Here is a 25172-nt window from a genome sequence, read left to right as displayed (position 1 = left end):
TATGCATATCTTCGTCTGGGGCGAGACCCATCCCGAATTTGCCGACGCCCTGATGCCGATGGCCTGCCAGCCGACGGCCATCACCGGGCGCAACCGGCTGTGGCGGGCCATGCTGCTGGACGGTATCCGCAGCGATCCGGCCTGGCAGGGCGGCGACTATGTCGAACAGCCGCGGCAGGGGCTGCGCACGGCGGTCGACCTGCTGCTGCTGGCGGGTTCGGCCCCGATGCCGATGCAGCGCGACCTGGCCACGCGCGAGATCGCCGACGGCTGGCTGGCGGCGCAGCAGGACCGGCGCATCCCGGCGCTGGACGCCAATGACCTGTGGTACCAGGTCAATGCCTCGTGGAACTATGATCCCTCGGCCGGTCTGGAAAAGATCACCGCGCCCCTGACCTGGATCAACTCGGCCGATGACTTCATCAATCCGCCCGAGCTGGGCCTGTCGGAACAATATGCGCCGCGCATCCGCAACGGCCGCTACCGGCTGATCCCGAACAGCGTCGACGGCCACGGCCACGGCACCCATACCTGGGCGGTGTTCTGGAAGGCCGATCTGGCGGAATTGCTGGCGCATTCGGGCCGCTAGGGCACGGGGGCGGTTTCGCGTCGCGCCGAGACGATGGTGATGCGCGGCTCCAGCATCTGGCCGCGCATGAAGCCGTCACCCTCGGTCGGAGAGGTCGGGGCGACCAGGATGCCGCGCACGACATCCATACCCTCGACCACCCTGCCGAAGACGGCGAAACCATAGTCATCGATCGAGAACGGCCGACCCGCGTCATAGGAGGGGGAGGGGCCGACCGAGACGAAGAAGTCGCCCGTGGCCGTGCCGGGGTCATAGCGGGCCATCGACACCGCGCCGTCGACATGGCTGAGGCCGGTCACCGTCGTCGGCTCGTGGGCGATGGGCGGCAGGGTCTTGGCCGGGTCATTGTTGGTGCCGCCCTGGACCAGTCCCAGATCGGGGGCCGCGCGCACGGCGCGATAGAAGCTGGTGCCGTCGAACCGGTGTTCATCGACATATCTGAGGAAGTTGCCGCCGGTGATCGGGGCCTGACGGTCGTTGACCGCGATGACAATGCGACCGGCCGAGGTTTCCATCACCACCCGGGGCAGGGGTGGCGGCGGCGCGGCAGCGTCCTGGGCCAGGGCGAGGGTCGGCCACAGCAGCAGCAGGGCGAGGGCGGCGAGGGAGCGTCTGATCATGGGGGTGAGCCTATGGCGGCAGATTCGGGGCGACAAGGTTCCGCCGCGTGGAGCGTCAGGTGGCATTCCAGTGGGCGGCCGGCGCACCGCGCAGCAGGCCCTCGGCGCTCAGGTCTTCGTCAAGGTCCGGCCAGTGGATACCTTCCCCGTCGCCGATCAATTCCCAGCGGCCTCTTTGATCCGCCGTGCCGTTCAACAGTCGCGGGTACCAGGCGAGGGGCAGGGCAATGCCCCGTCCGTCGTCGAACTCAACCTTGATGCGGTCGTCATCAAACGAAACGTCGAGAACGCGGGCGTCAGATGTTTGGACTTGCGCCGAAATGGTCATGCCAAGCTTCCAGAAAGAGCTCGCGATTTGAACGGACGAGCCGAATTATAGCACCGAGTTCATGGGCCGGAAAACCTTTGCTGCGCGCCAGCGAGACCGTCCCGGTCCAGACCTTGGCTGTCGCCCGGCCGCTGGCGACATGGATATGCGGCGGCTCATTCGGCTCATGGCTGTAGAAAAAGAAGCGGTAAGGCCCGATCTGCAGAATGGTCGGCATCCTAGCCCCCCAGCAACCTCGCCGCCTTCGGGGCGAAATAGCTGAGCACGCCGGCGCAGCCGGCGCGTTTGAAGCCGTGCAGGGTCTCGAGGATGGCGCGGTCCTCGTCCAGCCAGCCGTTGGCGATGGCGGCCTGCATCATCGCGTACTCACCGGACACCTGGTAGGCGAAGGTCGGGACCTGGAAGGTCTCGCTGACGCGGCGGACGATGTCGAGATAGGGCATGCCGGGCTTGACCATGACGGCGTCGGCCCCCTCGGCGATATCCATCGCCACCTCGCGCAGGGCCTCGTCGCTGTTGGCGTAATTCATCTGGTATGTTTGCTTGTCGCCGGTCAGCTGTTTGGCCGAGCCGACGGCGTCGCGATACGGGCCGTAGAAGGCCGAGGCGTATTTGGCGGCATAGGCCAGGATCATCGTGTCGTGCAGGCCGTTGGCCTCCAGCGCCTCGCGGATGGCCTGGACCCGGCCGTCCATCATGTCGGACGGGGCGACGATGTCGGCCCCGGCATGGGCCTGGATGAAGGCCTGTTCGGCCAGCCGCTCCAGCGAGTCGTCGTTCAGGATGCGGCCGTCGGCCATCAGGCCATCGTGGCCGTGGTCGGTGTAGCAGTCCAGGGCCACATCGCACATGACGCCGATCTCCGGCGCGGCGTCCTTGATGGCCTTGATACAGTCGGGGATCAGGCCGTCGGGATCGGTGGCCCCGGTGCCGTTGGCGTCCTTGATGGCGGCATCGACATGGGGAAACAGGGCCACGACCGGGATGCCCAGATCGCGGGCCTCGACCGCGGCGGCGGCGGCGGCCCGGGGCGACAGGCGGAAGACGCCGGGCATGGAGGCGACCGGCACCCGGTCCTCGGCCCCGTCATGGACGATCAGGGGCCAGATCAGGTCCGACGGGGTCAGGACGGTCTCGGCCACCAGCCGCCGCACCCAGGGGCTGCTGCGCAGGCGGCGGGGGCGGGCATAGGGAAAGGCGGCGGGGGGAAACGGCTGGGTCATGCAGGGGTCATAGGCGGGTTGGGCACCGGAGAAAACAGGGTCCACTCAGTCCACTCAGTCCACTCAGTCCACCGGGTCCACATCGGACGCTGAAAACACCGGCCGAGGCGTGGCGATCGCGGGGATGGACGGTCGTCATCGGCGCAGTCTGGCCGCAGACTGCGTCAGACCCGGTCGTGGACCGGCGCGAGGGTGACGTCGCGCGAGGGTGACGTCGCGCGAGGGGTTGGATAGAAGCACGGCGAACGGTCCTCCAGCGGCCGATGCGACGGGAGCTTCCATGGACTTCGCCCTTACCGACGACCAGCGCGCCATCCAGGACGCCGCCCGGGCCTTTGCAGCGGCCGAGCTGGCCCCGCATTCGGCCGAATGGGACGAGCGCAAACATTTCCCGATCGAGACGATGAAGCTGGCGGCCGAGATGGGCTTCTGCGGCATCTATACCGGCGAGGAGCACGGCGGCATGGCCCTGGGCCGGGTCGAGGCGGCGCTGATCTTCGAGGAGCTGTCGCACGGGGATGTGTCGACGGCGGCCTTCATCTCGATCCACAATATGGCGACCTGGATGATCGACCGGATCGGCTCGGACGACCTGCGGGCCCGCTATGTGCCGAAGCTGGTGACGATGGATCTTATTGCTTCCTATTGCCTGACCGAGCCGGGCTCGGGCTCGGACGCGGCGGCGCTGCGGACCACGGCCAAACGCGACGGCGACCATTATGTCCTGAACGGCTCCAAGGCCTTCATCTCCGGAGCCGGGACCAGCGACGTCTATGTGGTGATGGCCCGCACCGGGGCCGACGGACCCAAGGGCATTTCGACCTTCGTCGTCGACAAGGACGCGCCGGGTCTCAGCTTCGGGGCCCAGGAGCGGAAGATGGGCTGGAACAGCCAGCCCACCGCCATCGTCCAGTTCGATGACTGCCGGGTGCCGGCGGCCAATCTGCTGGGCAAGGAGGGCGACGGCTTCCGCTATGCGATGATGGGTCTGGACGGGGGGCGGCTGAACATCGCCGCCTGTTCGATCGGCGGGGCAAGGCTGGCGCTGGAGACGGCCCAGGATTACGTCACCACGCGAAAACAGTTCGGCAAGCCGTTGGCGGACTTCCAGAATACGCAGTTCAAACTGGCCGATATGGCGACCCAGCTGGAGGCGGCGCGGCTGCTGGTGTTGCGCGGGGCCTGGGCGCTGGACACCAAACACCCCGAGGCGACCAAATGGTGCGCCATGGCCAAACGGTTCGCCACCGACGCCTGTTTCCAGATCGCCGACGAGGCCCTGCAACTGCACGGCGGCTACGGCTATCTGAAGGACTATCCGCTGGAGCGGATTGTGCGCGATCTGCGAGTCCATCGGATCCTCGAGGGGACCAATGAGATCATGCGGGTGATCACCGCGCGGGAGATGTTGCGACAGTGAGCCTGATATCCCGGTGACGTCGCGTCATGACCGTGCCAACCTCCGGTTCGGGAGGATACCGACCATGAAAATCTTCGCCACTGCCGCCATGCTGGCCCTGCTCGCAACGCCCGTCCTGGCCCAGTCTTCGGGCGTCGAGGAAATCGTCGTCACCGGGTCGCGAATGATCGAATGGGATCGCGATGAGGTGCCGGTCATCCAGCTGGCCCGGCGCGCCGACAATCTGATCGTCGAGGTCCGAGTGGTGAACGACACGCGCGAAGCGGTTGGCCGCCGCGACGAGATCACCCGGACGCTGCGGACCATGGCGCGCTCGGCGGCCCGGCGCGCGGACATCGACCTGTCGATCGAGACCGAGGGCGTCCTGGTGCCCCTGACCGAGGACATGATCGCGACCCTGACGCTGGGCATGGACGGCGCGCGCTCTGACACCAGTGTGGCGACCCTGATCGTCAAGACGCCGGTTCAGGCAGGCGACACCCTCGACACGGCATCGGGCCGGATCGAGGCCTTCGTCGACGGGGTAGAGCAGGCGGGCCGGTCACTGGTCGACATCAGCGGCGACTGGCAGCTGTCGATCATCGACCCGCCGCAATACCGGGCGGCGATCCTGGCGGCGATCGCGGCCGATGCGCGGACTACCTCCGCCGCGTTCGGCGAGGGTTATGCGGTAGCGGTCGAAGGGATGTCGAACCGGGTGACTTGGCGTCAGTCCGGCCCGCTGGAGCTGAGCCTGTTCATTCCCTACGACATGACGGTGACGCCGAAGCCGTAGTCGGCTATTCTGACCAGAGTTATGGTCAGGAGGTCGCCATGCGGACCGTGGGCGTTCTGGAAGCCAAGACGAATCTCTCGGCGTTGATCGACGAGGTCGAGACGTCGGGCGAGGCCATCGTCATCACCCGCCACGGCAAGCCCGTGGCGCGGTTGTCGCCGGAGGATGGGTTCCCCCTGCCTCGGCGTCGCCTGTCCGGTCATGAATTGGCTGAGCGTGCGCGGCGATTCCGGGAGGCCCAGGCACCCGATCCGGAGTTCGACCGCATGAGTTGGGAAGAGCTCAAGAAGGTCGCCCGCGAATGATGGCCGTGGTGCTCGATGCCTCCGCGGCGCTTGCCTGGCTCCTGCCTTCGCAGGCGACGGCGACGGCAGACCGGTTGCTGGCGCGGGCAGACGATTACGCTTTCATCGCCCCGGGTGTTTTCGTCTGGGAAGTCGCCAATGTCCTTGTGGTCAAGGCACGCAACCAGAGCATCGTGGTCAAGGACGCATTTGACCAGTTGGACGGGTACGAGATCGCATTCGATCAGCCCCTGACCGAGGGTGACGTTCGGCAGTTGGCGGATGTCGCCACCACCGCCGGGCTCAGTTTGTTCGATGCGGCCTACCTCGCGCTGGCGATTGAACGGGGCGCGGTCCTGGCCTCTCGGGACAAGCCGTTGCTCTCCGCCGCGACTGCTGCCGGCGTGGACGTGCTCGACCTTCGCGACTAAGTCGGGCGGATGACCGATGAACCCGAAGTCCTAACCCGCGTCGAATCCGGCGTCGGCCGTATCACCCTGAACCGGCCGAAGGCGTTGCATGCGCTGAACCATCCGATGTGCGACCTGATGATCGCGGCCCTGCTGGACTGGCAGGACGACGAATCGGTGCTGTCGGTGCTGATCGACCATGCCGGCGAGCGCGGCTTCTGTGCCGGGGGTGATATCCGCATGATCGCCGAGAGCGGGGCGGGGGACGCGGTCGCGGCCAAGGCCTTCTTCCACGCGGAATACCGGCTGAACGCCCTGCTGTTCGACTATGCCAAGCCGGTCACGGCCATCGTCGACGGCATCGTCATGGGCGGCGGCGTGGGCATTTCCGAGCCGGCCGTGGTCCGCATCGCCACCGAACGCACCACCTATGCCATGCCCGAGACCGGTATCGGCCTGTTCCCCGACGTCGGGGGCGGCTGGTTCCTGCCGCGGCTGCCGGGGTTCGCCGGGACCTGGCTGGCCCTGACCGGGGCGCGGCTGAAGGCGGCGGACACGGTGGCCCTGGGCATCCACACCCATTTCATGCCGTCCGACGAGATCGAGGTCTTCCGCACCATCCTGGCCGCCGATCCGGGCTATCCGGTCGACATCGCCGATGAACTGGCCGTTGATCCGGGCGAGGCCCCGCTGGAGGAACAGATCGACGCGATCGACCGGCTGTTCAGCTTCGACACGGTGGAGGCGATCTTCGCCGCCCTGGAGGCCGAGGGCACCGACTGGGCCCGGACCCAGCTGGCGGTGCTGAAGACCAAGTCGCCACAGTCGCTGAAGGTGACCCTGCGCCAGCTGCGCACCGGCCTGCATCTGACGACCTTCGCCGACAACATGGCGATGGAATACCGGCTCGGAGGCCGAATCGTGCGGACCCACGACTTCCAGGAGGGGGTGCGGGCGGTGATCATCGACAAGGACAATACGCCCCACTGGTCACCGGCTGATCTGGCCGGGGTGACCGACGCCGATTTGGATGCCCTGTTCGCGCCCCTGCCGGCGGACGCCGAGTGGACGCCACTCTGAGTCCTCTTGCGTCCGCGCCGCAATCGGGGCGTATCTGCCACAACGCCATTCGGGAAATCGCCATGTTCAAGACCCTGCTTCTCGCCGCCGCCGCCTCGGTTACGCTGTCCGGCTGTCTGATCATCGCCGCCGACGGCGGGGAGCGCACGGTGGTGACGACGTCCTCATCGGCCGCCGCCTACAGCGCCCCGGCTCCGACGACCGCCTGGTACCAGGCCGCCGTGGCCGATACGCGCCGCCCGGCGGAAGAGGTGGCGCGGGACGCCCTGCGGCATCCGGTCGAGATGCTGGCCTTCATCGATCTGGCGCGCGGCAACCGCATCGCCGACATCCGGCCGGGTGCCGGCTATTTCACCCGTCTGTTCTCCAGCGTCGTCGGCCCGACCGGTCAGGTCTATGCCTTCGTGCCCAACCGCACGGCCGTGCGCGAGAACGGGGCCGCCGACGCCCTGGTGGCCAGCTACGGCAATGTCAGCCGGGTCAACGGTGACCTCGACACCATGACCTTCGACCAGCCGCTGGACGTGGTGTTCATGAGTCAGGAGTATCACGACTTCCACATCCCCGGCTTCGGCGTCGACGTGGCGAAGATGAACCGCGCCGTCTATGCGGCCCTGAAGCCCGGCGGCCAGTTCGTGGTCATCGATCATCAGGGCGCGGCCGGGACCGGCAACAGCCAGGTCTCGACCCTGCACCGGATCGAGGGCGACTTCCTGCGCCGCGAAATCGAGGCCGCCGGCTTCATCTTCGAGGGCGAAAGCCGCGCGGTGGCCAATGCCGCCGACGATCACAGCCTGAACGTCTTCGATGACGCGATCCGCGGCCGTACCGACCAGTTCGTCTACCGCTTCCGCAAGCCGGACTGACAAAACCGCCCCGGCTGCGCTGGCGAAGCGGGGCCGGAGAGGCTAACCCTGCCGCAAAATCGCACAGGGAGACCGCCGCCATGACCCGCAAGATCGCCTTCATCGGACTCGGCAACATGGGGGGCGGCATGGCCGCCAACCAGGCGAAGGCCGGGCACGAGGTCCGCGCCTTTGACCTGTCGCCGGCAGCGCTGGAACGGGCCGTGGCCGCGGGCTGTGTCGCCGCCGGGTCTGTGGCCGAAGCGGTGCAGGATGCGGACGTCGTCATCACCATGCTGCCCGCCGGGCCGCATGTGCTGTCGGTCTATTCGGAACAGATCATCGGCACCGCGCCGAAGACCGCCCTGCTGCTGGACTGTTCGACCATCGACGTCGACACGGCGCGCAAGGTCGCCGGCCTGGCCAAGGCCGCGGGCTATGCCTTCGCCGACGCCCCGGTCTCCGGCGGCACGGTCGCGGCCGACGCCGGGACCCTGGCCTTCATGGTCGGCTGTGACGAGGCCGATTTCGCCCGGGTTGAGCCGGCGCTGGAGCCGATGAGCCGGGTGACGATGCGCGCCGGTGACCACGGGGCCGGGCAGGCGGCCAAGATCTGCAACAACATGATCCTGGGCATCACCATGATCGGCACCTGCGAGGCCGTGGCCCTGGCCGAGAAACTGGGTCTGGACCCGGTCAAATTCTTCGACATCGCCTCGAAGTCGTCGGGCCAGTCGTGGAGCGTCAGCAGCTATTATCCGTGGCCCGGCCCGGTGCCGACGGCCCCGTCCAACCGCAACTATGACGGCGGCTTCGCCACCGCCATGATGCTGAAGGACCTGAAGCTGGCCCAGGACGCGGCGGCCAAATCGGGGGCCTCGACGCCGCTGGGGGCGCAGTCCGAGGCGCTGTTCCAGCTGTTCGACCGGCTGGGCTACGGCGGACGGGACTTTTCGGCCATCCTGCAGCTGCTGCGCGGCCAGCTGGATCAATTGCCGAAATGATCCAGATCAAGGCGGCCTGATCCCGACCCGGGCAGGAAAACAGCTTGCGGAATCGTCGCGAATCCAGAGTTGAGAACCGTTATCAATTAAGGGTTTGCGGCGATTTGTCCGTGCGTTTGCGTGGACAGACGAAGCCAATCGGCGCAATACGCGATCGTCTTTCCGGGCGAATCATGTAGCGCCCGGAGCGGAAAAGAGCTGTCATCTTGTACGACTACAAGGCTGCATTCGAGACCGCCGTCGAGCAGGTCAAGAGCGAGGGGCGCTACCGCGTCTTCGCCGACATCAAGCGCGTGCGCGGTCAATTCCCGATGGCGACCCGTCGCCGCGAGGACGGATCCGAGCAGGACGTCGTCATCTGGTGCTCGAACGACTATCTGGGCATGGGCCAGCATCCGGCCGTGGTGGAGGCCATGCAGGCCGAGATCGACCGTGTCGGTGCCGGATCGGGCGGGACGCGCAACATCTCGGGCACGACCCGGTCGGCCGTCGACCTGGAGGTCGAACTGGCCGCCTGGCACCAGAAGGAAGCGGCGCTGCTGTTCACCTCGGGCTATGTGGCCAATGAGGCGACCCTGACGACCCTGCAGCGCATCCTGCCGGGCCTAATCATCTTCTCCGACTCGCTGAACCACGCCTCGATGATCGCGGGCATCCGCAACGGCGGTTGCGAGCGGCACATCTATGCCCACAACGATCTGGTGCACCTGGAACGCCTGCTGCGCGACGCGCCGGCCGAGGCACCCAAATTGATCGCCTTCGAGAGCGTCTATTCGATGGACGGCGACATCGCCGACCTGACCGGGACCATCGCCCTGGCGAAGCAATACGGGGCCATGACCTATCTGGACGAGGTCCACGCCGTCGGCCTGTACGGCGCGACCGGGGCCGGCGTGGCCGAGCGCGACGGAGTGCTGGACGGGATCGACATCGTCGAATGCACCCTGGGCAAGGCCATCGGCGTGATGGGGGGCTATATCGCCGCCGACGCCATGATCATCGACGCCGTGCGCAGCTGGGCCGCGGGCTTCATCTTCACCACCAGCCTGCCGCCGGCCCTGACCGCCGGAGCCCTGGCCTCGGTGCGCCATCTGAAGGCCAGCCCGGAGCTGCGCGTCGCCCACCAGGAACGCGCCGCCACCCTGAAGTCGCGCTTCGCCGCCGCCGGCATCCCGGTGCTGCCCAGCGAGAGCCATATCGTACCGGTGCACGTCGGCGATCCGGTCCACTGCAAGCTGATCTCGGACATGCTGCTGGAAGAGCACGGCGTCTATGTCCAGCCGATCAACTATCCGACCGTGCCCAAGGGCACCGAGCGGCTGCGCTTCACCCCGTCGCCGAACCATACCGATGCGATGATGGACGATCTGGTCAGGGCGATGGACCGGCTGTGGACCCACTGCAATGTGGCGCGCAGGCCTGTCGCCGCCTGATGAGCCAGCCGGACATTGGCGGGATCATCCTCGAGAAGGTCCGCAACGGTCTGTATCTGAAGGTTTCGGCCATCCACGTCGCCACCGGGCGCGAGGTCTGCGCCGTTGGCCCGGCGGCCGAGCCCAAGGCGGTCGAGCGTCTGGCCATCGCCAAGCTGAAACGGGCCATGGCCGCGGGCTGACCACCAGATGTTGTGGCCGGACGCGCCACGGCCTAGATATATCGCCTTCCACATCCAGCCGTGAGCCCTGCCGTGACCGTACCCTTCGTCCATGACGCCTATTTCTCGCGCGGCCTGGCCGAGGCCGATCCGGAGATCGCGCGCGGCATCGCCGGCGAACTCGGCCGCCAGAAGGAACAGATCGAGCTGATCGCCTCGGAAAACATCGTCTCGAAGGCGGTGCTGGAGGCCCAGGGGTCGGTCCTGACCAACAAATACGCCGAGGGCTATCCCGGCCGCCGCTACTATGGCGGCTGCGAATATGTCGACGTCACCGAGAACCTGGCGCGCGAGCGGGCCAAGGAACTGTTCGGCGCGGGCTTCGCCAATGTGCAGCCGCACTCGGGGGCCCAGGCCAACCAGGCGGTGTTCATGGCCCTGCTGCAGCCTGGTGACACCTTCCTGGGCATGGACCTGGCCTGCGGCGGCCACCTGACCCACGGCAGCCCGGCCAACCAGTCGGGCAAATGGTTCCGGCCGGTGACCTACAAGGTCAAGGAAGACGACCACCTGATCGACTACGACCACGTCCAGGCGATGGCCGAGGCGGAAAAGCCCAAGCTGATCGTGGCCGGGGCCTCGGCCTACAGCCGACACATCGATTTCAAACGCTTCCGCGAGATCGCCGACAGCGTCGGGGCGTATCTGATGGTCGACATGGCCCATTACGCAGGCCTGATCGCCGGTGGAGCCTATCCGGATCCGGTCGCTCACGCCCATGTCACCACCACCACCACCCACAAGACCCTGCGGGGCCCACGCGGCGGCATGGTGCTGACCAATGACGGCGACATCGCCAAGAAGATCAATTCCGCCGTCTTCCCCGGCCTGCAGGGCGGACCGCTGGAGCATGTGATCGCCGCCAAGGCCGTGGCCTTCGGCGAGGCGCTGAAGCCCGAGTTCAAACTCTATGCGCAACAGGTCGTCGACAATGCCCGGGCCCTGGCCAGGGTGCTGGAGGAGCGGGGTCTGGCCATCGTCTCGGGCGGCACCGACAGCCATCTGATGCTGGTCGACCTGCGGCCCAAGGGTGTGACCGGCAAGGCGACCGAGGCGGCCCTGGAGCACGCCCTGATGACCTGCAACAAGAACGGCGTGCCGTTCGACACGGCCCCCTTCACGGTGACCTCGGGCGTGCGGCTCGGGACCCCGGCGGGGACGACGCGCGGCTTCGGCATCGCCGAGTTCCAGCAGGTCGGCCACTGGATCGCCGATGTGATCGACTCCATGCAGGGCACGGACGAAGCCGACGCCACCGTCCAGGCCCGGGTCGCCGACGAGGTGCGGGCCCTGACCCGTCGCTTCCCGATCTATGGATAGACGCCGATGAAATGCCCCTTCTGCGGCCATCAGGATACCCAGGTGAAGGACAGCCGCCCGTCGGATGACGGTGCGGCCATCCGCCGTCGCCGGTCCTGCCCCAACTGCAACGGGCGTTTCACCACCTTTGAGCGGGTGCAGCTGCGCGAGCTGATGATCCTGAAGCGCAACGGGCGGCGGACCCCGTTCGACCGTGACAAGCTGGAGCGGTCGCTGGGTATCGCCCTGCGCAAGCGGCCGGTGCAGCCGGAGCAGATCGAACAGCTGGTCAGTCGTATCGTGCGACAGCTGGAAAGCCTGGGTGAGACCGAGATTCCGTCCAGCACCGTCGGTGACTTCATCATGAAGGCGCTGAAGGGCGTCGATGAAGTGGCCTATGTCCGCTACGCCTCGGTCTACAAGGATTTCCGCCACACCGGCGATTTCGCCAAATTCCTCGGCGACGAAGGGCTGGATGAGCCCGGTCGCAGCTGATGCGATCGCGCGTTACCCTGAAATTGGCGACGTCGCTGGACGGTCGCATCGCCACGGCGTCCGGCGAGAGCCGCTGGATCACCGGTGAGCCCGCCCGTCAGGCCGGACACCGGCTGCGCGCCGCCCATGACGCCGTGCTGGTCGGGGTCGGGACCGTGCTGGCCGACGACCCCGAACTGACGGTGCGTCTGCCGGGGCGGCCGGTCGACCAGCCGCTGCGGGTGGTGCTGGACAGCCGGTTGCGCACCCCGGCCACGGCCCGGATCGCCGGGACCAACACCCTGATCCTGACGGCGGCCGAGCCGTCGCCGGTCGGCGAGGCTGAGGTTGAGCGGGTCGAGGCCCCGGACGGCCGACCGTCCCCGAAGGCGGTTCTGGCGGCCCTGAAGCGGCGCGGCATCGGCATGCTGATGATCGAGGGCGGCGGCGAGGTCGCGGCCTCCTTCATCGCCGCCGGTCTGGTCGATGCACTGGAGTGGTTCCGGGCCCCGATTCTGCTGGGCGGCGACGGTCGCGCCTGTGTCGCCGGCCTGGCCCTGGCCCGACTTTCCGACGCACCGGCCTTTCGGCGCCTTGCGGTTGAACCCTGCGGTGACGACCTGTGGGAACGTTACGAGAGGGTCTGAATGTTCACCGGCATCGTCACTGACATCGGCAGGGTTCGCGCGGTCAGCCAGACCGCGCGGGATCGCCGCTATGAGATCGAGACCGCCTGGGACACGGCGACGCTGGATCTGGGGGCCTCGGTCAGCCACGCGGGCTGCTGCCTGACCGTGGTCGAGACCGGGCCCGGCTGGTTCGCGGTCGAGGTCTCGGGCGAGACCCTGTCGAAGACGACCCTGGGCGAGTGGCAGGCCGGAACACGGGTCAATCTGGAGCGGGCCGCGAAACTGGGCGACGAACTGGGCGGTCATATCGTCTCGGGCCATGTCGACGGTCTGGGCCGGGTGGTGGCGATCACGCCGGAGGGCGGGTCGCACCGGCTGACGATCGCGGCCCCGGCCCCGTTGCACCGCTATATCGCCGCCAAGGGCTCGATCACCATCGACGGGGTGTCGCTGACGGTGAACACGGTCGAGGGCCGGGAATTCGGCCTGAACATCATCCCCCATACCTGGACGGCGACCACCCTTGGGACGCTGAAGGCCGGCGATCCGGTCAATATCGAGATCGACATGCTGGCGCGATACCTCGCGCGGTGGCAGGAGACCGCGTGATGCAAACCGCCGCCAACCACAACGACAGCCCCATCAGCCCGATCGAGGACATCCTCGAGGATGCCCGTAACGGCAAACCCTATATCCTCGTCGATGCCGAGGACCGGGAGAATGAGGGCGACATCATCATTCCGGCCCAGTTCGCCACGCCGGACCAGATCAATTTCATGGCCCGCCACGCGCGCGGCCTGATCTGCCTGGCCATCACAAGCGAGCGCGCCCGCCAGCTGCGCCTGCCGCCGATGGCCGCCGAGAATCGCGAGAGCATGGGCACGGCCTTCACCGTCTCGATCGAGGCGAAGGAGGGGGTGACGACCGGCATCTCGGCCGCCGACCGCGCGCGCACCGTCCAGGTCGCCGCCGACCCGACCCGGGGTGCCGACGACATCGTCTCGCCCGGCCATGTCTTTCCGCTGGTCGCGCGCGACGGCGGGGTGCTGGTCCGCACCGGCCATACCGAGGCCGCCGTCGACATCAGCCGGATGGCCGGCCTGACCCCGGCCGGGGTGATCTGCGAGATCATGAATGACGACGGCACCATGGCGCGGATGCCGGATCTGGTGGCCTTTGCCCAGCTGCACGGGCTGAAGATCGGCACCATCGCCGACCTGATCGCCTATCGCCGCCGCACCGAACGACTGGTCGAGCGGGTCATGGATACGCCGTTCGAGAGTGTCCACGGCGGCCCGTTCCGCCTGATGCTGTTCCGCAATGCCATCGAGGGGGTCGAGCATGTCGCCCTGGTCAGCGGCAAGATCGACCCGGCCAGGCCGACCCTGGTGCGGATGCACCAGGTGGATTTCGCCGCCGACCTGCTGGGCCATGTCGAGGCCCGCCAGGACTATGTGCCGCTGGCCCTGAAGGCGATCAGCGCCCATGACGGGGCCGGGGTCACCGTCTTCCTGCGTGATCCGGAGCTGCATGGTCTGGAAGAGCGGCTGTCCGGTGTGAAAAAGCCCGCCTCGGCCGACCGGTCGATCCGCAACTATGGCGTCGGGGCCCAGATCCTGCTGGACCTCGGCGTGCGGGACATGATCGTGATGAGCTCGACCCGACCGTCACCGACCGCGCTGGAAGGCTATGGCCTGCGCATCGTCGGCTGGCGTGACATGGACGGAGAAGACCAATCCTGACCGAACCTGACCGCGTCCTGATCGTCGAGGCGCGCTATTATGATGATCTGGCCGACGCCCTTCTGGAGGGGGCGAAGAATGCCCTGACGGCCCGCGGGGCGCGATTCGATGTCGTCACCGTGCCCGGCGCGCTGGAAATCCCGACCGCCATCGCCCTCGCCGAAGAGGCCGGTCGCTATCCGACCGCCCCGCGCTATGACGGCTATGTGGCCCTGGGCTGTGTGATCCGCGGCGAGACCTATCATTTCGAGATCGTTTCGGATCAGTCAGCGGCCGGTCTGTGCCAGCTGGGCATCAAGGGACTGCTGATCGGCAACGGCATCCTGACCGTCGAGGACGAAGCCCAGGCCTGGGCCCGGGCGCGGCTCAGCGAGGGCGACAAGGGTGGCGGCGCGGCGCGTGCCTGTCTGGATCTCATTGCGTTGAAGAAGCGCCTGCGCGTAGGACTGGCGTCGTGACCGAACCCAACAGCATCCAGGCCGTCATCGCCCAGCTGGCCGAAGCGCAAAAGCAGCGCGCCGAGCCGCATCTCACCTCGCGCCAGCGTCGTGCCCGCACGGTCGCCCGCCTGGCCGCCGTCCAGGCCCTGTACCAGATGGAACTGGCCGGGGAGGGCGTCGACACAGTGATCACCGAATTCCTGTCCCACCGCTTCGACTCCGACCTGGAGGGCGAGGTCATGGCCGAGGCTGACGAGGACTATTTCCAGGAGATCGTGCGCGGGGTGATCGGCGGCCAGCGCGACATCGATGCGGCGATCAAGGCCCGACTGGCGTCCAACTGGCGCATGGAGCGGCTGGATTCGACCCTGCGTGCCCTGCTGCGGGCCGGAGCCTGGGAACTCCGCGAGAGGCGTGATGTGCCGCGCGAAATCGTCATCGACGAATATGTCGAACTGGCCAAGGCCTTCTTCGACGACGCCGAGGCGAAATTCGTGAACGCGGCGCTCGACGGCGTGGCGCGTGATGCCCTCGGTTGATGTCGCCGGAGAATTCGAGACCATCCGGCGGCTGCTCGCGCCGCTGGCCCATCCTGAATGGGGCCGGAACCTGCTGGACGATGTCGCTGTCGTGCCGTCCCGGGCCGGATACGATCTGGTCCTGACCAAGGACTCGATCGTCGAGGGCGTTCATTTCCTGCCCGAAGACCCGATGGATACGGTGGCGCAGAAGCTGCTGCGGGTGAACCTGTCCGACCTGGCCGCCAAGGGGGCCGAGCCGTTCGGCTATCTGCTGGGCTGTTTCTGGTCGACCCGCTGCGGCTGGCCCGAACGCGAGGCCTTCGCCGCCGGTCTGAAACACGACCAGACCGAATTCGACGTCGCCCTGCTGGGCGGGGACACGGTCGCCACCTCCGGCCCGGCCAGTTTCTCCCTGACGATGCTGGGCTGGACGCCCAGGGGCCGGACCGTCGGCCGCGACGGGGCCCGACCCGGGGATGTCGTTCTGGTCACCGGGGCGATCGGCGACGGCTTTCTGGGGCTGCAGGCCGTCAGGGGGATGCTGTCGCTGGAACCCGGGCGGATCAGGGCCCTGGTCGATCACTATCGTACACCGATGCCGCGGGTGGCCTTTGCCGAACAGATCCGCGACCTGGCCACCGCCGCCATCGACGTTTCGGACGGTCTGGTCGCCGACCTCGGCCACCTCGCCGTCGCCAGCGGGGTGGCGCTGCAGATCGATCTCGGCACCCTGCCGGTGTCGGCCGCCGGTCTGGCGTGGCTGGACGGCCGGGTCGACCCGGAGGACGCCCGGGTCCAACTGGCGACCGGGGGCGATGACTACGAGATCGCCTTCACAGCCCGCGCCGGCGACGAGGACAACCTGCGCCGCGCGGCTGAACGCCAGCATCTGCGGCTGACGACCATCGGCCGGGTCGTCGCCGGGACCGGCGTCACGGTGCGTTCGGGCGGCAGGGTCGTCGCCGTCGGCCAGCCGGGCTGGACCCACGGCTGAGCGCAACGGAATCCTAAGGGATCGTCGCCATGATGTGGTCATGCGTCGTCGTGATCTCATTGCCGGAACCGTTGCCGTGGCAGCCGCCGCGCCGTCTGTGGCCCTGGCCTCGGAGAACGAATCACCGACGGACTCCGCGCCGCTCGCGGTTGCCGGTGTGGGCCTGCCGATCATCGCCGGGGGTCGAGTTCGCAACTACATCTTCGTCACGCTGCGCCTGCATCTCGGCCGCGGCCAGACGGCGGAACGGGTCCGGACGAAGGAGCCCTATCTGCGGGACGCCCTGACCCGGGCGGCCTACCGAACCCCCTTCACGGTCGCGGACGACTGGAATGTGATCGACGTTGCGGCCCTGTCCGCGAGCCTGATGCGGTCGGCCACGACCCTGGTAGGACGCGGGGCGGTGACCCGGGTCGAGGTGTTCAGCCAGGTCCCCCGCCACCGGACCCGCACCCCGGCCGGCTGACCCTGTAAAAACCGTTGTTGCGTCTGACCGGCGCATTTGGCAACTTTCCGCCGCAATTCCCCATGGACGCATTGTCGCGTCCGTTGCGCACGGGGGGACCGGAAGGCGGAGAGAGGCGAAAACGCCCCACCGCGCCAAGGGTCCGGGCGCCATGTTTGCACAGGGAAACGAAACGCCATGACGTCATACCTATGGCTGGTCATCGCAGCGGGGGCGCTCGGCGTGCTCTTCGGTGCCGTCCAGACCGCCTCGCTGATGAAGGCCAGCACCGGCAACGAGAAGATGCAGGAGATCGCCGCCGCGATCCAGGAGGGCGCGTCCGCCTACCTGCGGCGGCAATATACGACCATCGCCATGGTCGGGGTGGTCATCCTGATCGCCGCCTACCTCCTGATCGGCGTCTATGCCGCCGTCGGCTTCGTGATCGGTGCGGTCCTGTCGGGCCTCGCAGGCTTCGCGGGCATGCTGATCTCGGTCCGCGCCAATGTGCGCACGGCCCAGGCCGCGTCCGAGAGCCTGTCCAAGGGTCTGGACCTGGCCTTCCGCTCCGGGGCCATCACCGGCATGTTCGTGGCGGGCGGTGCCCTGCTGGGCGTCGCCGGCTACTACGGCATCCTGACCGAAGGTCTGGGTCTGGACCGCACGGGTCGTGAGGTCATCGACGGCCTCGTCGCCCTCGGCTTCGGGGCCTCGCTGATCTCGATCTTCGCCCGTCTCGGCGGCGGTATCTTCACCAAGGGTGCGGACGTCGGCGGCGACATGGTCGGCAAGGTCGAGGCCGGTATCCCCGAGGATGACCCCCGCAATGCCGCGACCATCGCCGACAACGTCGGTGACAATGTCGGTGACTGCGCCGGCATGGCCGCCGACCTGTTCGAGACCTATGCGGTGACCACGGTCGCCACCATGGTGCTGGCGGCGATCTTCTTCCGCGGCCAGCCCTATGTCGACGTGATGATGCTGCTGCCGCTGGCCATCTGCGGCATCTGTATCCTGACCTCGATCATCGGCAGCTTCTTCGTCCGTCTGGGCAAGAGCCAGAACATCATGGGGGCCCTGTACCAGGGTCTGATCGTCACCGGCATCCTGTCGGCGATCGCCGTCTATGTCGTCATCGACAGGCTGGTCACCGGCGCGATCACGACCAACAACGGTCTGGTCATCGAACCGATGAGCCTGTTCTGGTCCGGCATGGTCGGTCTGGGCGTCACCGCGGCCATCGTGGTGATCACCGAATACTATACCGGGTCGAATTTCCGCCCGGTCCGTTCGGTGGCCAATGCCTCGGTCTCGGGCCACGGCACCAATGTCATCCAGGGCCTGGCCGTCTCGCTTGAGTCGACCGCCCTTCCGGCCCTGACCATCATCGTCGGCATCATCGTCAGCTTCCAGCTGGCGGGTCTGTTCGGCATCGCCATCGCCACCACCACCATGCTGGGTGTGGCGGGGATGATCGTCGCCCTGGACGCCTTCGGCCCGGTCACCGACAACGCCGGCGGCATCGCCGAGATGGCGGGCCTGCCCGCGGACGTCCGTCACGTCACCGACGCCCTCGACGCGGTCGGCAACACCACCAAGGCCGTGACCAAGGGCTATGCGATCGGTTCGGCGGGCCTCGGCGCGCTGGTGCTGTTCGCCGCCTATACGTCGGACCTGCAGTATTTCGCCGCCAACGCTGCGGAATATCCGTTCTTCGCCAATATGGGCGAGATCGATTTCGGCCTGACCAATCCGTATGTCGTCGTCGGCCTGCTGTTCGGGGGGCTACTGCCCTTCCTGTTCGGCGGCATGTCGATGATGGCCGTCGGGCGCGCCGCCGAGGCCGTGGTGGCCGAGGTCCGGCGTCAGTTCCGCGAGAACCCCGGCATCATGACCTATGAGGTCAAGCCGGAGTACGGGCGGGCGGTCGACATCCTGACCAAGGCCGCGATCAAGGAGATGATCGTGCCCAGCCTGCTGCCGGTGCTGTCGCCGATCGTCCTGTTCGTCGCCGTGCTGTCGATCTCGGACAAGGCCACCGCCTTTGCCGCGCTCGGGGCCATGCTGATGGGCGTGATCGTCACCGGCCTGTTCGTGGCCATCTCGATGACCTCCGGCGGCGGGGCCTGGGACAATGCCAAGAAGGTGATCGAGGAAGGATTCACCGACAAGAACGGCGTCGTCCACGGCAAGGGCTCCGAAGCCCACAAGGCCGCCGTCACCGGCGACACGGTCGGGGATCCCTACAAGGACACCTCCGGCCCGGCGGTGAACCCGATGATCAAGATCACCAACATCGTCGCCCTGCTGCTGCTGGCGGTGCTGGCGAGCGGCAAGATCGTCTGATCGTACGCGCCCCGGGTCCTGCCCGGGGCGCGGACCGGTTCTTCCGGTTTCCACCGAAACGAAAGACGCCCCGGAGAGCAATCTCCGGGGCGTCTGTCTGTCTGGATGCCGGCCGGCTCCCTAGTCGGGGCGGCGCTGGCCCGGCTGGTTCTCGTCGGTCTGGGGCAGCTGGCCGCGGCCGACGTTGCCGAGCAGCTGTTCCATGATGGTCAGCTCACGGCCCCGCGTCGGGGTCTCGCGGCGCTGCATGTCCAGGTCCTGGCCGTCCTCGAGACCCAGGGTCCGGACCGAGGCGACCTGTTCGGCGTCGTTGAAGACGATCTCGGTCACGCTGCGCTGGGTGACCTGCGGCAGGTTGTAGGTGTATTTTTCGGTCGTCTGGCTGATGTAGTACCAGATGCTGTCGCCCTCGAAGGTCGAGGTGGTCGACGGACTGCCCAGCCGGGCGATCACGGTTTCCTTGGTGTCGGTCCCCGCGACGATGTCGGTCGGCTTGACGTCAACGTTCTGGAATCCATTGACTCCGATAGTCGGGGCGCAGGCCGTGGCCAGGGCCGCCATCGAGACGAGGGCGAGCAGTCGGGCGGTGGAAAACGGCGTCAAACGGGGCATATGCAGGAGCCTGTGACAGAACAAGGTCTTTGACCTAACCGGACCCGCGTCCTAGTTCAACGGCGCGGCAGAAAAGGGGCCGTAATATCATGCTCAAGAATTTGCTCCGATCCCGCCCGGCCGCCGTCGATGGCGACGCCCTGTATGCCCTGGCCGTGACCCAGGCCCGTCGCCCGGACTTCTACACCCGCCTGGGGGTGGAGGATCGGATCGATGCACGGTTTGAACTCTATACCCTGCATGTCCTGCTGCTGGTCCTGCGCCTGCGCGACGATGGCGACCGTGGCGGCGAGGCCGCCCAGGTCCTGTTCGACACCTATGTTTCAGCCCTGGACAACACGCTGCGCGAACTGGGCGTCGGCGACGTGTCCGTGGGCAAGAAGATGCGCAAGCTGGGCGAGTCGCTCTACGGCCGGATGGCCGCCTATGAGGCCCCGTTGCGGGCCGCCGACCCTGACGCCCTGGCCGCCGGCCTGGCCCGCAACGTCTATGGTCATGATGACGGGGCCGCCGCCGCCGCCCTGGCCCGTTACGCGATTGCCAGCCGCGCATGCCTGGCCGGCCAGGATTTCACGGCCGTGGTCCGGGAGCCCGAATGGGCGGAGATTTCAGCATGAGCGTCCTGCCCGAGCTTCCTTTCAGCGTCCCGGTCCGCCTGAACCAGATCCCCGGCGGGGTGACGCGCACCCTGGAACCCGACGTCGCGGCCCGCGCGCGGATCGCCCGGGCGCTGGACCTGGCCTCGCTGGATGCCTTTGTCGCCGATATCAGCCTCAAGCCGGCGGCCGAGGGCTGGCGACTGTCGGGACGGGTCAAGGCCAGCGCGGTCCAGACCTGCGGCCTGTCACTGGAGCCCCTGCCGGTGGAAATCGATTCGGCGTTTTCGATCACGCTGAGCGAAGCCGTCGAGCCCGATACCGACGAGATTGTCATCACCGTCGAGGATGATTCGCCCGACCTGATCGAGGACGGCCGCGTCGACCTCGGCCAGTATGCGGTCGAGCAGCTGGCCCTGTGCCTCGACCCGTTCCCGCGCAAGCCGGGGGCCGAGTTCGTCCAGCCGGAGGAGCCGGCCGAGGTGTCGCCGTTCGCCGTTCTGAAGGCCCTTCAGACCAGGACCCCGCCCGAGCAAGGTTGACGCGACGGCGAGCCGGTTGCATCCCCCCCGAGCGGCGCTATCGTCAGCCGCCCTTGCCGGTGCCGCAGCACACGGCGCGACGGAGTCGAATTCCACTTGGCATCCCCTGTTCTGATCTCGCTCGACGCCATGGGCGGGGACTTCGGTCCCGCCGTCGTGGTCGCCGGCATTCGTGACTATCGCCAGCGCCATGGCGGGGAGGGCGTGCGGTTCCTGCTGCACGGCGACGAGGCGGCGATCAGCGCGGAAATGAAACGCTGCCACCTGACGGACGAGGTCTGCGACATTCGCCATACCGACAAGGTGGTGGCCATGGACGAGAAGCCGGCCCAGGCGATGCGTCGGGGCAAGGGCTCGAGCCTGTGGAACGCCATTGAGGCGGTCAAGGCCGGTGAGGCCGGGGCCGTCGTCTCGGCCGGCAATACCGGGGCGCTGATGGCGATTTCCAAACTGCTGCTGCGGATGGCGGCTCCGGGACTGGAACGCCCCGCCATCGTCGCCAGCTGGCCGACCTCGCGTGGCGTCACCGCCGTGCTGGACGTCGGGGCCAATATCCAGTGTGACGCCGAGCAGCTGGTCGAGTTCGCCATCATGGGCGAGGCCTTCCACGCCGCCGTACACGGCGTCGCCCGGCCGACGATCGGTCTGCTCAATGTCGGCTCCGAAGACATGAAGGGCCATGACGACGTTCGTGAGGCCCACGCCATCCTGCGCGACGGCGGGCTGGACCTGGACTATCGCGGCTTCGTCGAGGGCACCGACATCGCCAGGGGCACGGTCGACGTCATCGTCACCGACGGCTTTACCGGCAATATCGCCCTGAAGACGGCCGAGGGCGTGGCCCGGTTCATCTCGACCCTGATGAAGGAGGCCCTGACCTCCAGCCTTCAGGCCAAGCTGGGCGCGCTGATCGCCCTGCCGGCCCTGCAGAAGATGAGGCAGAAGATCGACCCCAGCGCCATCAACGGCGGTCCGTTGCTGGGCCTGAACGGCATTGTCGTGAAGAGCCACGGCGGGGCCGACGCCAAGGGATTCGGCAATGCCATCCGCACCGCGGTCGATCTGGCCCGCAGTGATTATATGACCAAGGTCAGTGTCAGCCTGCAGCGGCTCGTCACCGTGCTTGAACAACCACCTGTAACGGCGCCGGATAGCGATCCCGCCGGGGAGAGTCTGTAGTGAGCGTTATCCGCAGCGCCGTGACCGGCGTCGGCTCCTATCTGCCCGAAACCATCGTCACCAATGCCGACCTGTCCAAATTCGTCGACACCTCCGATGAGTGGATCGTCGAGCGGACCGGCATCCGCCAGCGCCACAGGGCCCGCGACGACCAGCCGACCAGTGATCTGGCGGTCGAGGCGGCCCGCAAGGCCCTGGCCGACGCCGGGCGCACGGCCGCCGATGTCGATCTGATCGTGGTCGCCACGACCACGCCGGACATGACGTTTCCGGCCACGGCCGCGATCGTGCAGCACAAGCTGGGTGTGGGTGTCTGTCCGGCCTTTGACGTCCAGGCCGTCTGTTCGGGCTTCGTCTATGCCCTGAGCGTGGCCGACGGCTTCGTCGCCCGTGGCCTGGCCAGATGCGCCCTGGTCATCGGGGCCGAGGAAATGACCCGGCTGATGGACTGGAACGACCGCACGACCTGCGTCCTGTTCGGCGACGGAGCCGGGGCCGTGGTGGTCGAGCCGCGCGAGGGGCAGGGGACCAAGGCCGACCAGGGCCTGCTGGGCTTTGCCCTGCGCTGCGACGGCAGCAAGTCCGACCTGCTGTATGTCGACGGCGGCCCGGCGACGACGGGGGCGGTCGGCCATCTGCGCATGTCCGGCAACCAGGTGTTCCGCCATGCCGTGGTCAATATCGCCGAGGCCATCACCGCCGCGGCCAAGGCCGCCAATATCGAGATCGCCGACGTCGACTGGTTTGTGCCGCACCAGGCCAACCAGCGCATCATCAAGGGCGTCGGCGACCGGCTGGGCCTGGACGAGAACAAGGTCATCTCGACCGTCGCCACCCACGCCAATACCTCGGCGGCCTCGATTCCGCTGGCGCTGGATGCGGCGATCCGTGACGGCCGTATCAAGCGGGGTGACCTGGTGCTGATGGAGGCCATGGGCGGCGGGCTGACCTGGGGAGCATGCGCGCTTCGCCTGTAACGTGCATTTGCCCCTTTCCATTTGATCGCGCTTGCTCTTTGATGGTGCGAGGGACTGTTTGGCAGGGGGAAACCAGCCATGAGCGATCACCATACCCTGACCCGCGCGGATCTTTGCGAAGCCGTGCATGACGAGGTCGGCCTGTCGCGTCAGGAGTGTTCGACCCTGGTCGAGCGCACGCTGGAACTGATCGTCGAGTCGCTGGAACGCGGCGAGACGGTGAAACTGTCGGGCTTCGGCGTCTTCCAGGTGCGCGAGAAGCGGGCCCGGATGGGCCGCAATCCCAAGACCGGCGAACCGGCGGCGATCAACCCGCGCCGGGTGATCAGCTTCCGGGCCTCGCAGATCATGAAGGGCCGGGTTCACGACGCGGTCGTCAAGGCCTGACCCCATGGCCAAGGGCCCCAACGCCTTTCGCACCATTTCGGAAGCCGCCGACGACATCGGCGCGCCGCAACATGTGCTGCGCTTCTGGGAAACCAAATTCACCTTCGTCAGTCCGCTCAAGCGGGCCGGGGGGCGGCGCTTCTACCGGCCGCAGGACATCGCGCTGCTGAAGGCGGTGCGCCGTCTGCTGCATGACGAGGGCCTGACCATCAAGGGCGTCCAGCGCCTGCATCGCGAGCTGGGTGTCCAGAAGCTGGCCGCCTTTGGCGATCCGGATGCCGGCGTCAGCTTCAGTCCGTCCGCCCTGGATGAGGCCGGGCTCGACGACAGCGGGTCGCTCCCGTCGGCCGGGGACACCAACCCGGTTCGGCTGCAGACGGTGCTGGCTGAAATCGAGGGCGCGCGGATGCGGCTTGAGGCTGTTCTGGACCGTTGAACACAAAAGCCCGCTTTTGGGTTTGCGGGCGGGCCAGCCCCCGGCTATAGAGCCGCCTCTCGGAGCGTGGCGCAGCCTGGTAGCGCACTTGACTGGGGGTCAAGGGGTCGCAGGTTCGAATCCTGTCGCTCCGACCATTTTCGTAAAGAAAATCGGTTGGTTGAAGGGGTCGCTTTCGAGCGGCCCCTTTGCAATTGGGCGCGCTGGGCCGCGCATTTGCCCATCGCGCCGCCAGGAGCGGGCGCGGGAAAGCATTGCATTGACCGCCCCCCATGGCCGAACCTGCGGCCAGCCGCTCCTGAGCGGCACCGCGCGATTCTCGTTATCGCGGCGGACGGGGGCCAGGACGGGACCGGACCATGCTGATCGAAGCCATCATCGACGGTGCCTATCGCGGCATCCTGGGGCGCGAGCCGGACGACGCCGGGCGTCAGTCCGCCCTGAATGCCCTGGCGGGGGGACATCTCACCCTGGACGAATTGTTCGCCAACATGCTTGAGTCGCCCGAGTACCGCCGTAGCCAGGCCGATGGTGCGCTGGTCTTTCGGCACACCAAGCCGGTCTGCACCCTGATCGAGGACCGGCTGCGTCTCTGGATCGACCTGGCCGACCGCCACGTTTCGCTCGGCTGCCTGGCGGGCGACTATGAACCGTCCGAGACGCGCTTCATCCTGTCCCATCTGCAACCCGGCGACCGCTTCCTGGACATCGGGGCCAATGTGGGCTGGTTCGCCATTCGCGCCGCCGAGCGGGTCGGTCCGACCGGTCATGTTCATGCCTTCGAGCCGCGGGCCGCGACGGCGAGCCTGCTGGACCTGTCCATCCGCGAAAACGGCTTCGACAGTCGGGTGACCCTGCACCGGCTCGCCCTGGGGGCCCAGGATGGCATGACCCGGCTTCTGGGCAGCGAGACGTCGAGCAACCTCGGCGGTTTCCGGCTGGCCCGGGATGACGGCGACGTCTTCGACGGCATGACCAGCGAGGCCGTCGAGATGGCGACCCTCGACAGCCTGTCCATCGACGCCCCCGTCAGCCTCATCAAACTTGATGTGGAAGGAGCCGAGCCCCTGGTCCTGAACGGGGCCCGGGCCCTGCTCGCGCGCGACCGCCCGGTGATTCTCAGCGAGGTCTTCGGGCCAGGCCTGCGCCAGGTCTGCAATATGGATGTCGCCGGCTATGCCGATCTGATCACGGATCTGGGATACCGGATCCATAGCCTGGAGAACGGCACCGTCGGCGACCGGGTCGAGCATCCGGCAAGCCTTGACGGGCCGGACCCGGTCAATGTGGTCCTGATCCCGGCCCAAGCCCGGGGCTGAAC

The 25172-nt window shown here is 67.4% G+C and carries 32 protein-coding genes and 1 tRNA gene; 28 read left to right on the top strand and 5 right to left on the bottom strand.

The genetic code is table 11. The features are described 5' to 3' along the window. Position 1 precedes the first annotated feature (1 nt). On the top strand, positions 2-589 hold the full coding sequence (locus PSV00_RS05305) for a hypothetical protein (RefSeq protein ID WP_300445457.1): 588 nt from the start codon (positions 2-4) through the stop codon (positions 587-589). On the opposite strand, the gene PSV00_RS05300 is transcribed toward PSV00_RS05305, so the two are convergent. The 4 genes from PSV00_RS05300 to hemB are packed head-to-tail and all read right to left on the bottom strand — an operon-like array spanning position 586 to position 2760. After that, the gene (locus tag PSV00_RS05300) at positions 586-1209 is read right to left on the bottom strand and encodes a peptidylprolyl isomerase (RefSeq protein ID WP_300445456.1); all 624 of its coding nucleotides are present in this window, start codon (positions 1207-1209) and stop codon (positions 586-588) included. The two genes, PSV00_RS05305 and PSV00_RS05300, sit on opposite strands and share 4 nt — an antisense overlap. A gap of 55 nt (positions 1210-1264) precedes the next feature. Beyond that, positions 1265-1537 (bottom strand): DUF2442 domain-containing protein, encoded by a 273-nt coding sequence (locus tag PSV00_RS05295; RefSeq protein ID WP_300445455.1) that lies wholly within the window; start codon positions 1535-1537, stop codon positions 1265-1267. After that, entirely contained in the window at positions 1506-1754 is a 249-nt protein-coding gene (locus tag PSV00_RS05290) for a DUF4160 domain-containing protein (protein WP_300445454.1), read from the bottom strand. Before PSV00_RS05290 ends, PSV00_RS05295 begins: the two co-directional genes overlap by 32 nt. A gap of 1 nt (position 1755) precedes the next feature. Continuing rightward, entirely contained in the window at positions 1756-2760 is a 1005-nt protein-coding gene (gene hemB, locus PSV00_RS05285) for a porphobilinogen synthase (protein ID WP_300445453.1), read from the bottom strand. 280 nt (positions 2761-3040) lie between these two features. Here hemB and PSV00_RS05280 point away from each other — a divergent pair, with 280 nt between their 5' ends. From PSV00_RS05280 to PSV00_RS05190, 19 genes are all read left to right on the top strand, one after another. Then, a complete protein-coding gene (locus tag PSV00_RS05280; RefSeq protein ID WP_300445452.1) occupies positions 3041-4180 on the top strand; it encodes an acyl-CoA dehydrogenase family protein in 1140 nt (379 codons plus the stop codon). Positions 4181-4244: 64 nt separating this feature from the next. Beyond that, on the top strand, positions 4245-4955 hold the full coding sequence (locus PSV00_RS05275) for a hypothetical protein (protein WP_300445451.1): 711 nt from the start codon (positions 4245-4247) through the stop codon (positions 4953-4955). 38 nt (positions 4956-4993) lie between these two features. Beyond that, a complete protein-coding gene (locus PSV00_RS05270; protein WP_300445450.1) occupies positions 4994-5260 on the top strand; it encodes a type II toxin-antitoxin system prevent-host-death family antitoxin in 267 nt (88 codons plus the stop codon). Then, on the top strand, positions 5257-5670 hold the full coding sequence (locus PSV00_RS05265) for a type II toxin-antitoxin system VapC family toxin (RefSeq protein WP_300445449.1): 414 nt from the start codon (positions 5257-5259) through the stop codon (positions 5668-5670). The genes PSV00_RS05270 and PSV00_RS05265 overlap by 4 nt, the downstream gene beginning before the upstream one ends. A 9-nt stretch (positions 5671-5679) precedes the next feature. After that, on the top strand, positions 5680-6729 hold the full coding sequence (locus PSV00_RS05260; RefSeq protein ID WP_300445448.1) for an enoyl-CoA hydratase/isomerase family protein: 1050 nt from the start codon (positions 5680-5682) through the stop codon (positions 6727-6729). A 62-nt stretch (positions 6730-6791) separates the two neighbouring features. Further along, the gene (locus PSV00_RS05255; RefSeq protein WP_300445447.1) at positions 6792-7595 is read left to right on the top strand and encodes a hypothetical protein; all 804 of its coding nucleotides are present in this window, start codon (positions 6792-6794) and stop codon (positions 7593-7595) included. Continuing rightward, positions 7592-8578: a 3-hydroxyisobutyrate dehydrogenase gene (mmsB, locus tag PSV00_RS05250; RefSeq protein WP_366944637.1), complete on the top strand. Its 987-nt coding sequence runs from the start codon at positions 7592-7594 to the stop codon at positions 8576-8578. Before PSV00_RS05255 ends, mmsB begins: the two co-directional genes overlap by 4 nt. 206 nt (positions 8579-8784) lie before the next feature. Further along, the gene (gene hemA / locus PSV00_RS05245; protein ID WP_300445446.1) at positions 8785-10011 is read left to right on the top strand and encodes a 5-aminolevulinate synthase; all 1227 of its coding nucleotides are present in this window, start codon (positions 8785-8787) and stop codon (positions 10009-10011) included. Further along, positions 10011-10193 (top strand): hypothetical protein, encoded by a 183-nt coding sequence (locus PSV00_RS05240; RefSeq protein WP_300445445.1) that lies wholly within the window; start codon positions 10011-10013, stop codon positions 10191-10193. Before hemA ends, PSV00_RS05240 begins: the two co-directional genes overlap by 1 nt. A gap of 72 nt (positions 10194-10265) precedes the next feature. Next, positions 10266-11552, top strand: coding sequence for a serine hydroxymethyltransferase (gene glyA / locus PSV00_RS05235; protein ID WP_300445444.1), 1287 nt, complete (start codon positions 10266-10268; stop codon positions 11550-11552). 6 nt (positions 11553-11558) lie between these two features. After that, positions 11559-12026 (top strand): transcriptional regulator NrdR, encoded by a 468-nt coding sequence (nrdR, locus tag PSV00_RS05230; RefSeq protein WP_300445443.1) that lies wholly within the window; start codon positions 11559-11561, stop codon positions 12024-12026. Beyond that, complete coding sequence (locus PSV00_RS05225; RefSeq protein ID WP_300445442.1) at positions 12026-12652, top strand: RibD family protein; 627 nt, start codon at positions 12026-12028, stop codon at positions 12650-12652. The genes nrdR and PSV00_RS05225 overlap by 1 nt, the downstream gene beginning before the upstream one ends. Then, a complete protein-coding gene (locus PSV00_RS05220) occupies positions 12653-13243 on the top strand; it encodes a riboflavin synthase (protein ID WP_300445441.1) in 591 nt (196 codons plus the stop codon). Next, the gene (gene ribB / locus PSV00_RS05215) at positions 13243-14376 is read left to right on the top strand and encodes a 3,4-dihydroxy-2-butanone-4-phosphate synthase (protein ID WP_300445440.1); all 1134 of its coding nucleotides are present in this window, start codon (positions 13243-13245) and stop codon (positions 14374-14376) included. The genes PSV00_RS05220 and ribB overlap by 1 nt, the downstream gene beginning before the upstream one ends. Continuing rightward, a complete protein-coding gene (gene ribH / locus PSV00_RS05210) occupies positions 14373-14834 on the top strand; it encodes a 6,7-dimethyl-8-ribityllumazine synthase (RefSeq protein ID WP_300445522.1) in 462 nt (153 codons plus the stop codon). Before ribB ends, ribH begins: the two co-directional genes overlap by 4 nt. Then, positions 14831-15355 carry a transcription antitermination factor NusB gene (nusB, locus tag PSV00_RS05205; RefSeq protein WP_300445439.1) on the top strand — a complete coding sequence of 175 codons (525 nt, stop codon included), beginning with the start codon at positions 14831-14833 and terminating at the stop codon, positions 15353-15355. Before ribH ends, nusB begins: the two co-directional genes overlap by 4 nt. After that, complete coding sequence (gene thiL, locus PSV00_RS05200; RefSeq protein ID WP_300445438.1) at positions 15342-16331, top strand: thiamine-phosphate kinase; 990 nt, start codon at positions 15342-15344, stop codon at positions 16329-16331. The genes nusB and thiL overlap by 14 nt, the downstream gene beginning before the upstream one ends. A gap of 40 nt (positions 16332-16371) precedes the next feature. Then, positions 16372-16797, top strand: coding sequence for a hypothetical protein (locus PSV00_RS05195; RefSeq protein WP_300445437.1), 426 nt, complete (start codon positions 16372-16374; stop codon positions 16795-16797). A 177-nt stretch (positions 16798-16974) separates the two neighbouring features. Further along, entirely contained in the window at positions 16975-19122 is a 2148-nt protein-coding gene (locus PSV00_RS05190; RefSeq protein ID WP_300445436.1) for a sodium-translocating pyrophosphatase, read from the top strand. A gap of 120 nt (positions 19123-19242) precedes the next feature. On the opposite strand, the gene bamE is transcribed toward PSV00_RS05190, so the two are convergent. Further along, positions 19243-19734 carry an outer membrane protein assembly factor BamE gene (gene bamE, locus PSV00_RS05185; protein ID WP_300445435.1) on the bottom strand — a complete coding sequence of 164 codons (492 nt, stop codon included), beginning with the start codon at positions 19732-19734 and terminating at the stop codon, positions 19243-19245. An 89-nt stretch (positions 19735-19823) separates the two neighbouring features. On the opposite strand from bamE, the gene PSV00_RS05180 reads away from it, so the two are divergent. The 8 genes from PSV00_RS05180 (at position 19824) to PSV00_RS05145 (ending at position 25170) form a co-directional block, all read left to right on the top strand. Further along, positions 19824-20351, top strand: coding sequence for a ubiquinol-cytochrome C chaperone family protein (locus PSV00_RS05180; protein ID WP_300445434.1), 528 nt, complete (start codon positions 19824-19826; stop codon positions 20349-20351). Beyond that, entirely contained in the window at positions 20348-20872 is a 525-nt protein-coding gene (locus tag PSV00_RS05175) for a DUF177 domain-containing protein (RefSeq protein ID WP_300445433.1), read from the top strand. Before PSV00_RS05180 ends, PSV00_RS05175 begins: the two co-directional genes overlap by 4 nt. A gap of 96 nt (positions 20873-20968) precedes the next feature. After that, on the top strand, positions 20969-22051 hold the full coding sequence (gene plsX, locus PSV00_RS05170; RefSeq protein WP_300445432.1) for a phosphate acyltransferase PlsX: 1083 nt from the start codon (positions 20969-20971) through the stop codon (positions 22049-22051). Then, complete coding sequence (locus tag PSV00_RS05165) at positions 22051-23028, top strand: beta-ketoacyl-ACP synthase III (protein WP_300445431.1); 978 nt, start codon at positions 22051-22053, stop codon at positions 23026-23028. Before plsX ends, PSV00_RS05165 begins: the two co-directional genes overlap by 1 nt. Before the next feature lie 78 nt (positions 23029-23106). Next, on the top strand, positions 23107-23415 hold the full coding sequence (locus PSV00_RS05160) for an integration host factor subunit alpha (RefSeq protein ID WP_300445430.1): 309 nt from the start codon (positions 23107-23109) through the stop codon (positions 23413-23415). A 4-nt stretch (positions 23416-23419) separates the two neighbouring features. Beyond that, positions 23420-23851, top strand: a complete 432-nt coding sequence (locus PSV00_RS05155; protein ID WP_300445429.1) for a MerR family transcriptional regulator — start codon at positions 23420-23422, stop codon at positions 23849-23851. 60 nt (positions 23852-23911) lie between these two features. After that, a tRNA-Pro gene (locus PSV00_RS05150) sits at positions 23912-23988 on the top strand. Between the two features lie 222 nt (positions 23989-24210). Beyond that, positions 24211-25170, top strand: a complete 960-nt coding sequence (locus PSV00_RS05145) for an FkbM family methyltransferase (RefSeq protein WP_300445428.1) — start codon at positions 24211-24213, stop codon at positions 25168-25170. Positions 25171-25172 lie beyond the last annotated feature (2 nt).

The organism is Brevundimonas sp. (genome assembly GCF_029945885.1).
Taxonomy (GTDB): domain Bacteria; phylum Pseudomonadota; class Alphaproteobacteria; order Caulobacterales; family Caulobacteraceae; genus Brevundimonas.
This window is presented reverse-complemented; position numbering and strand designations above follow the sequence as displayed.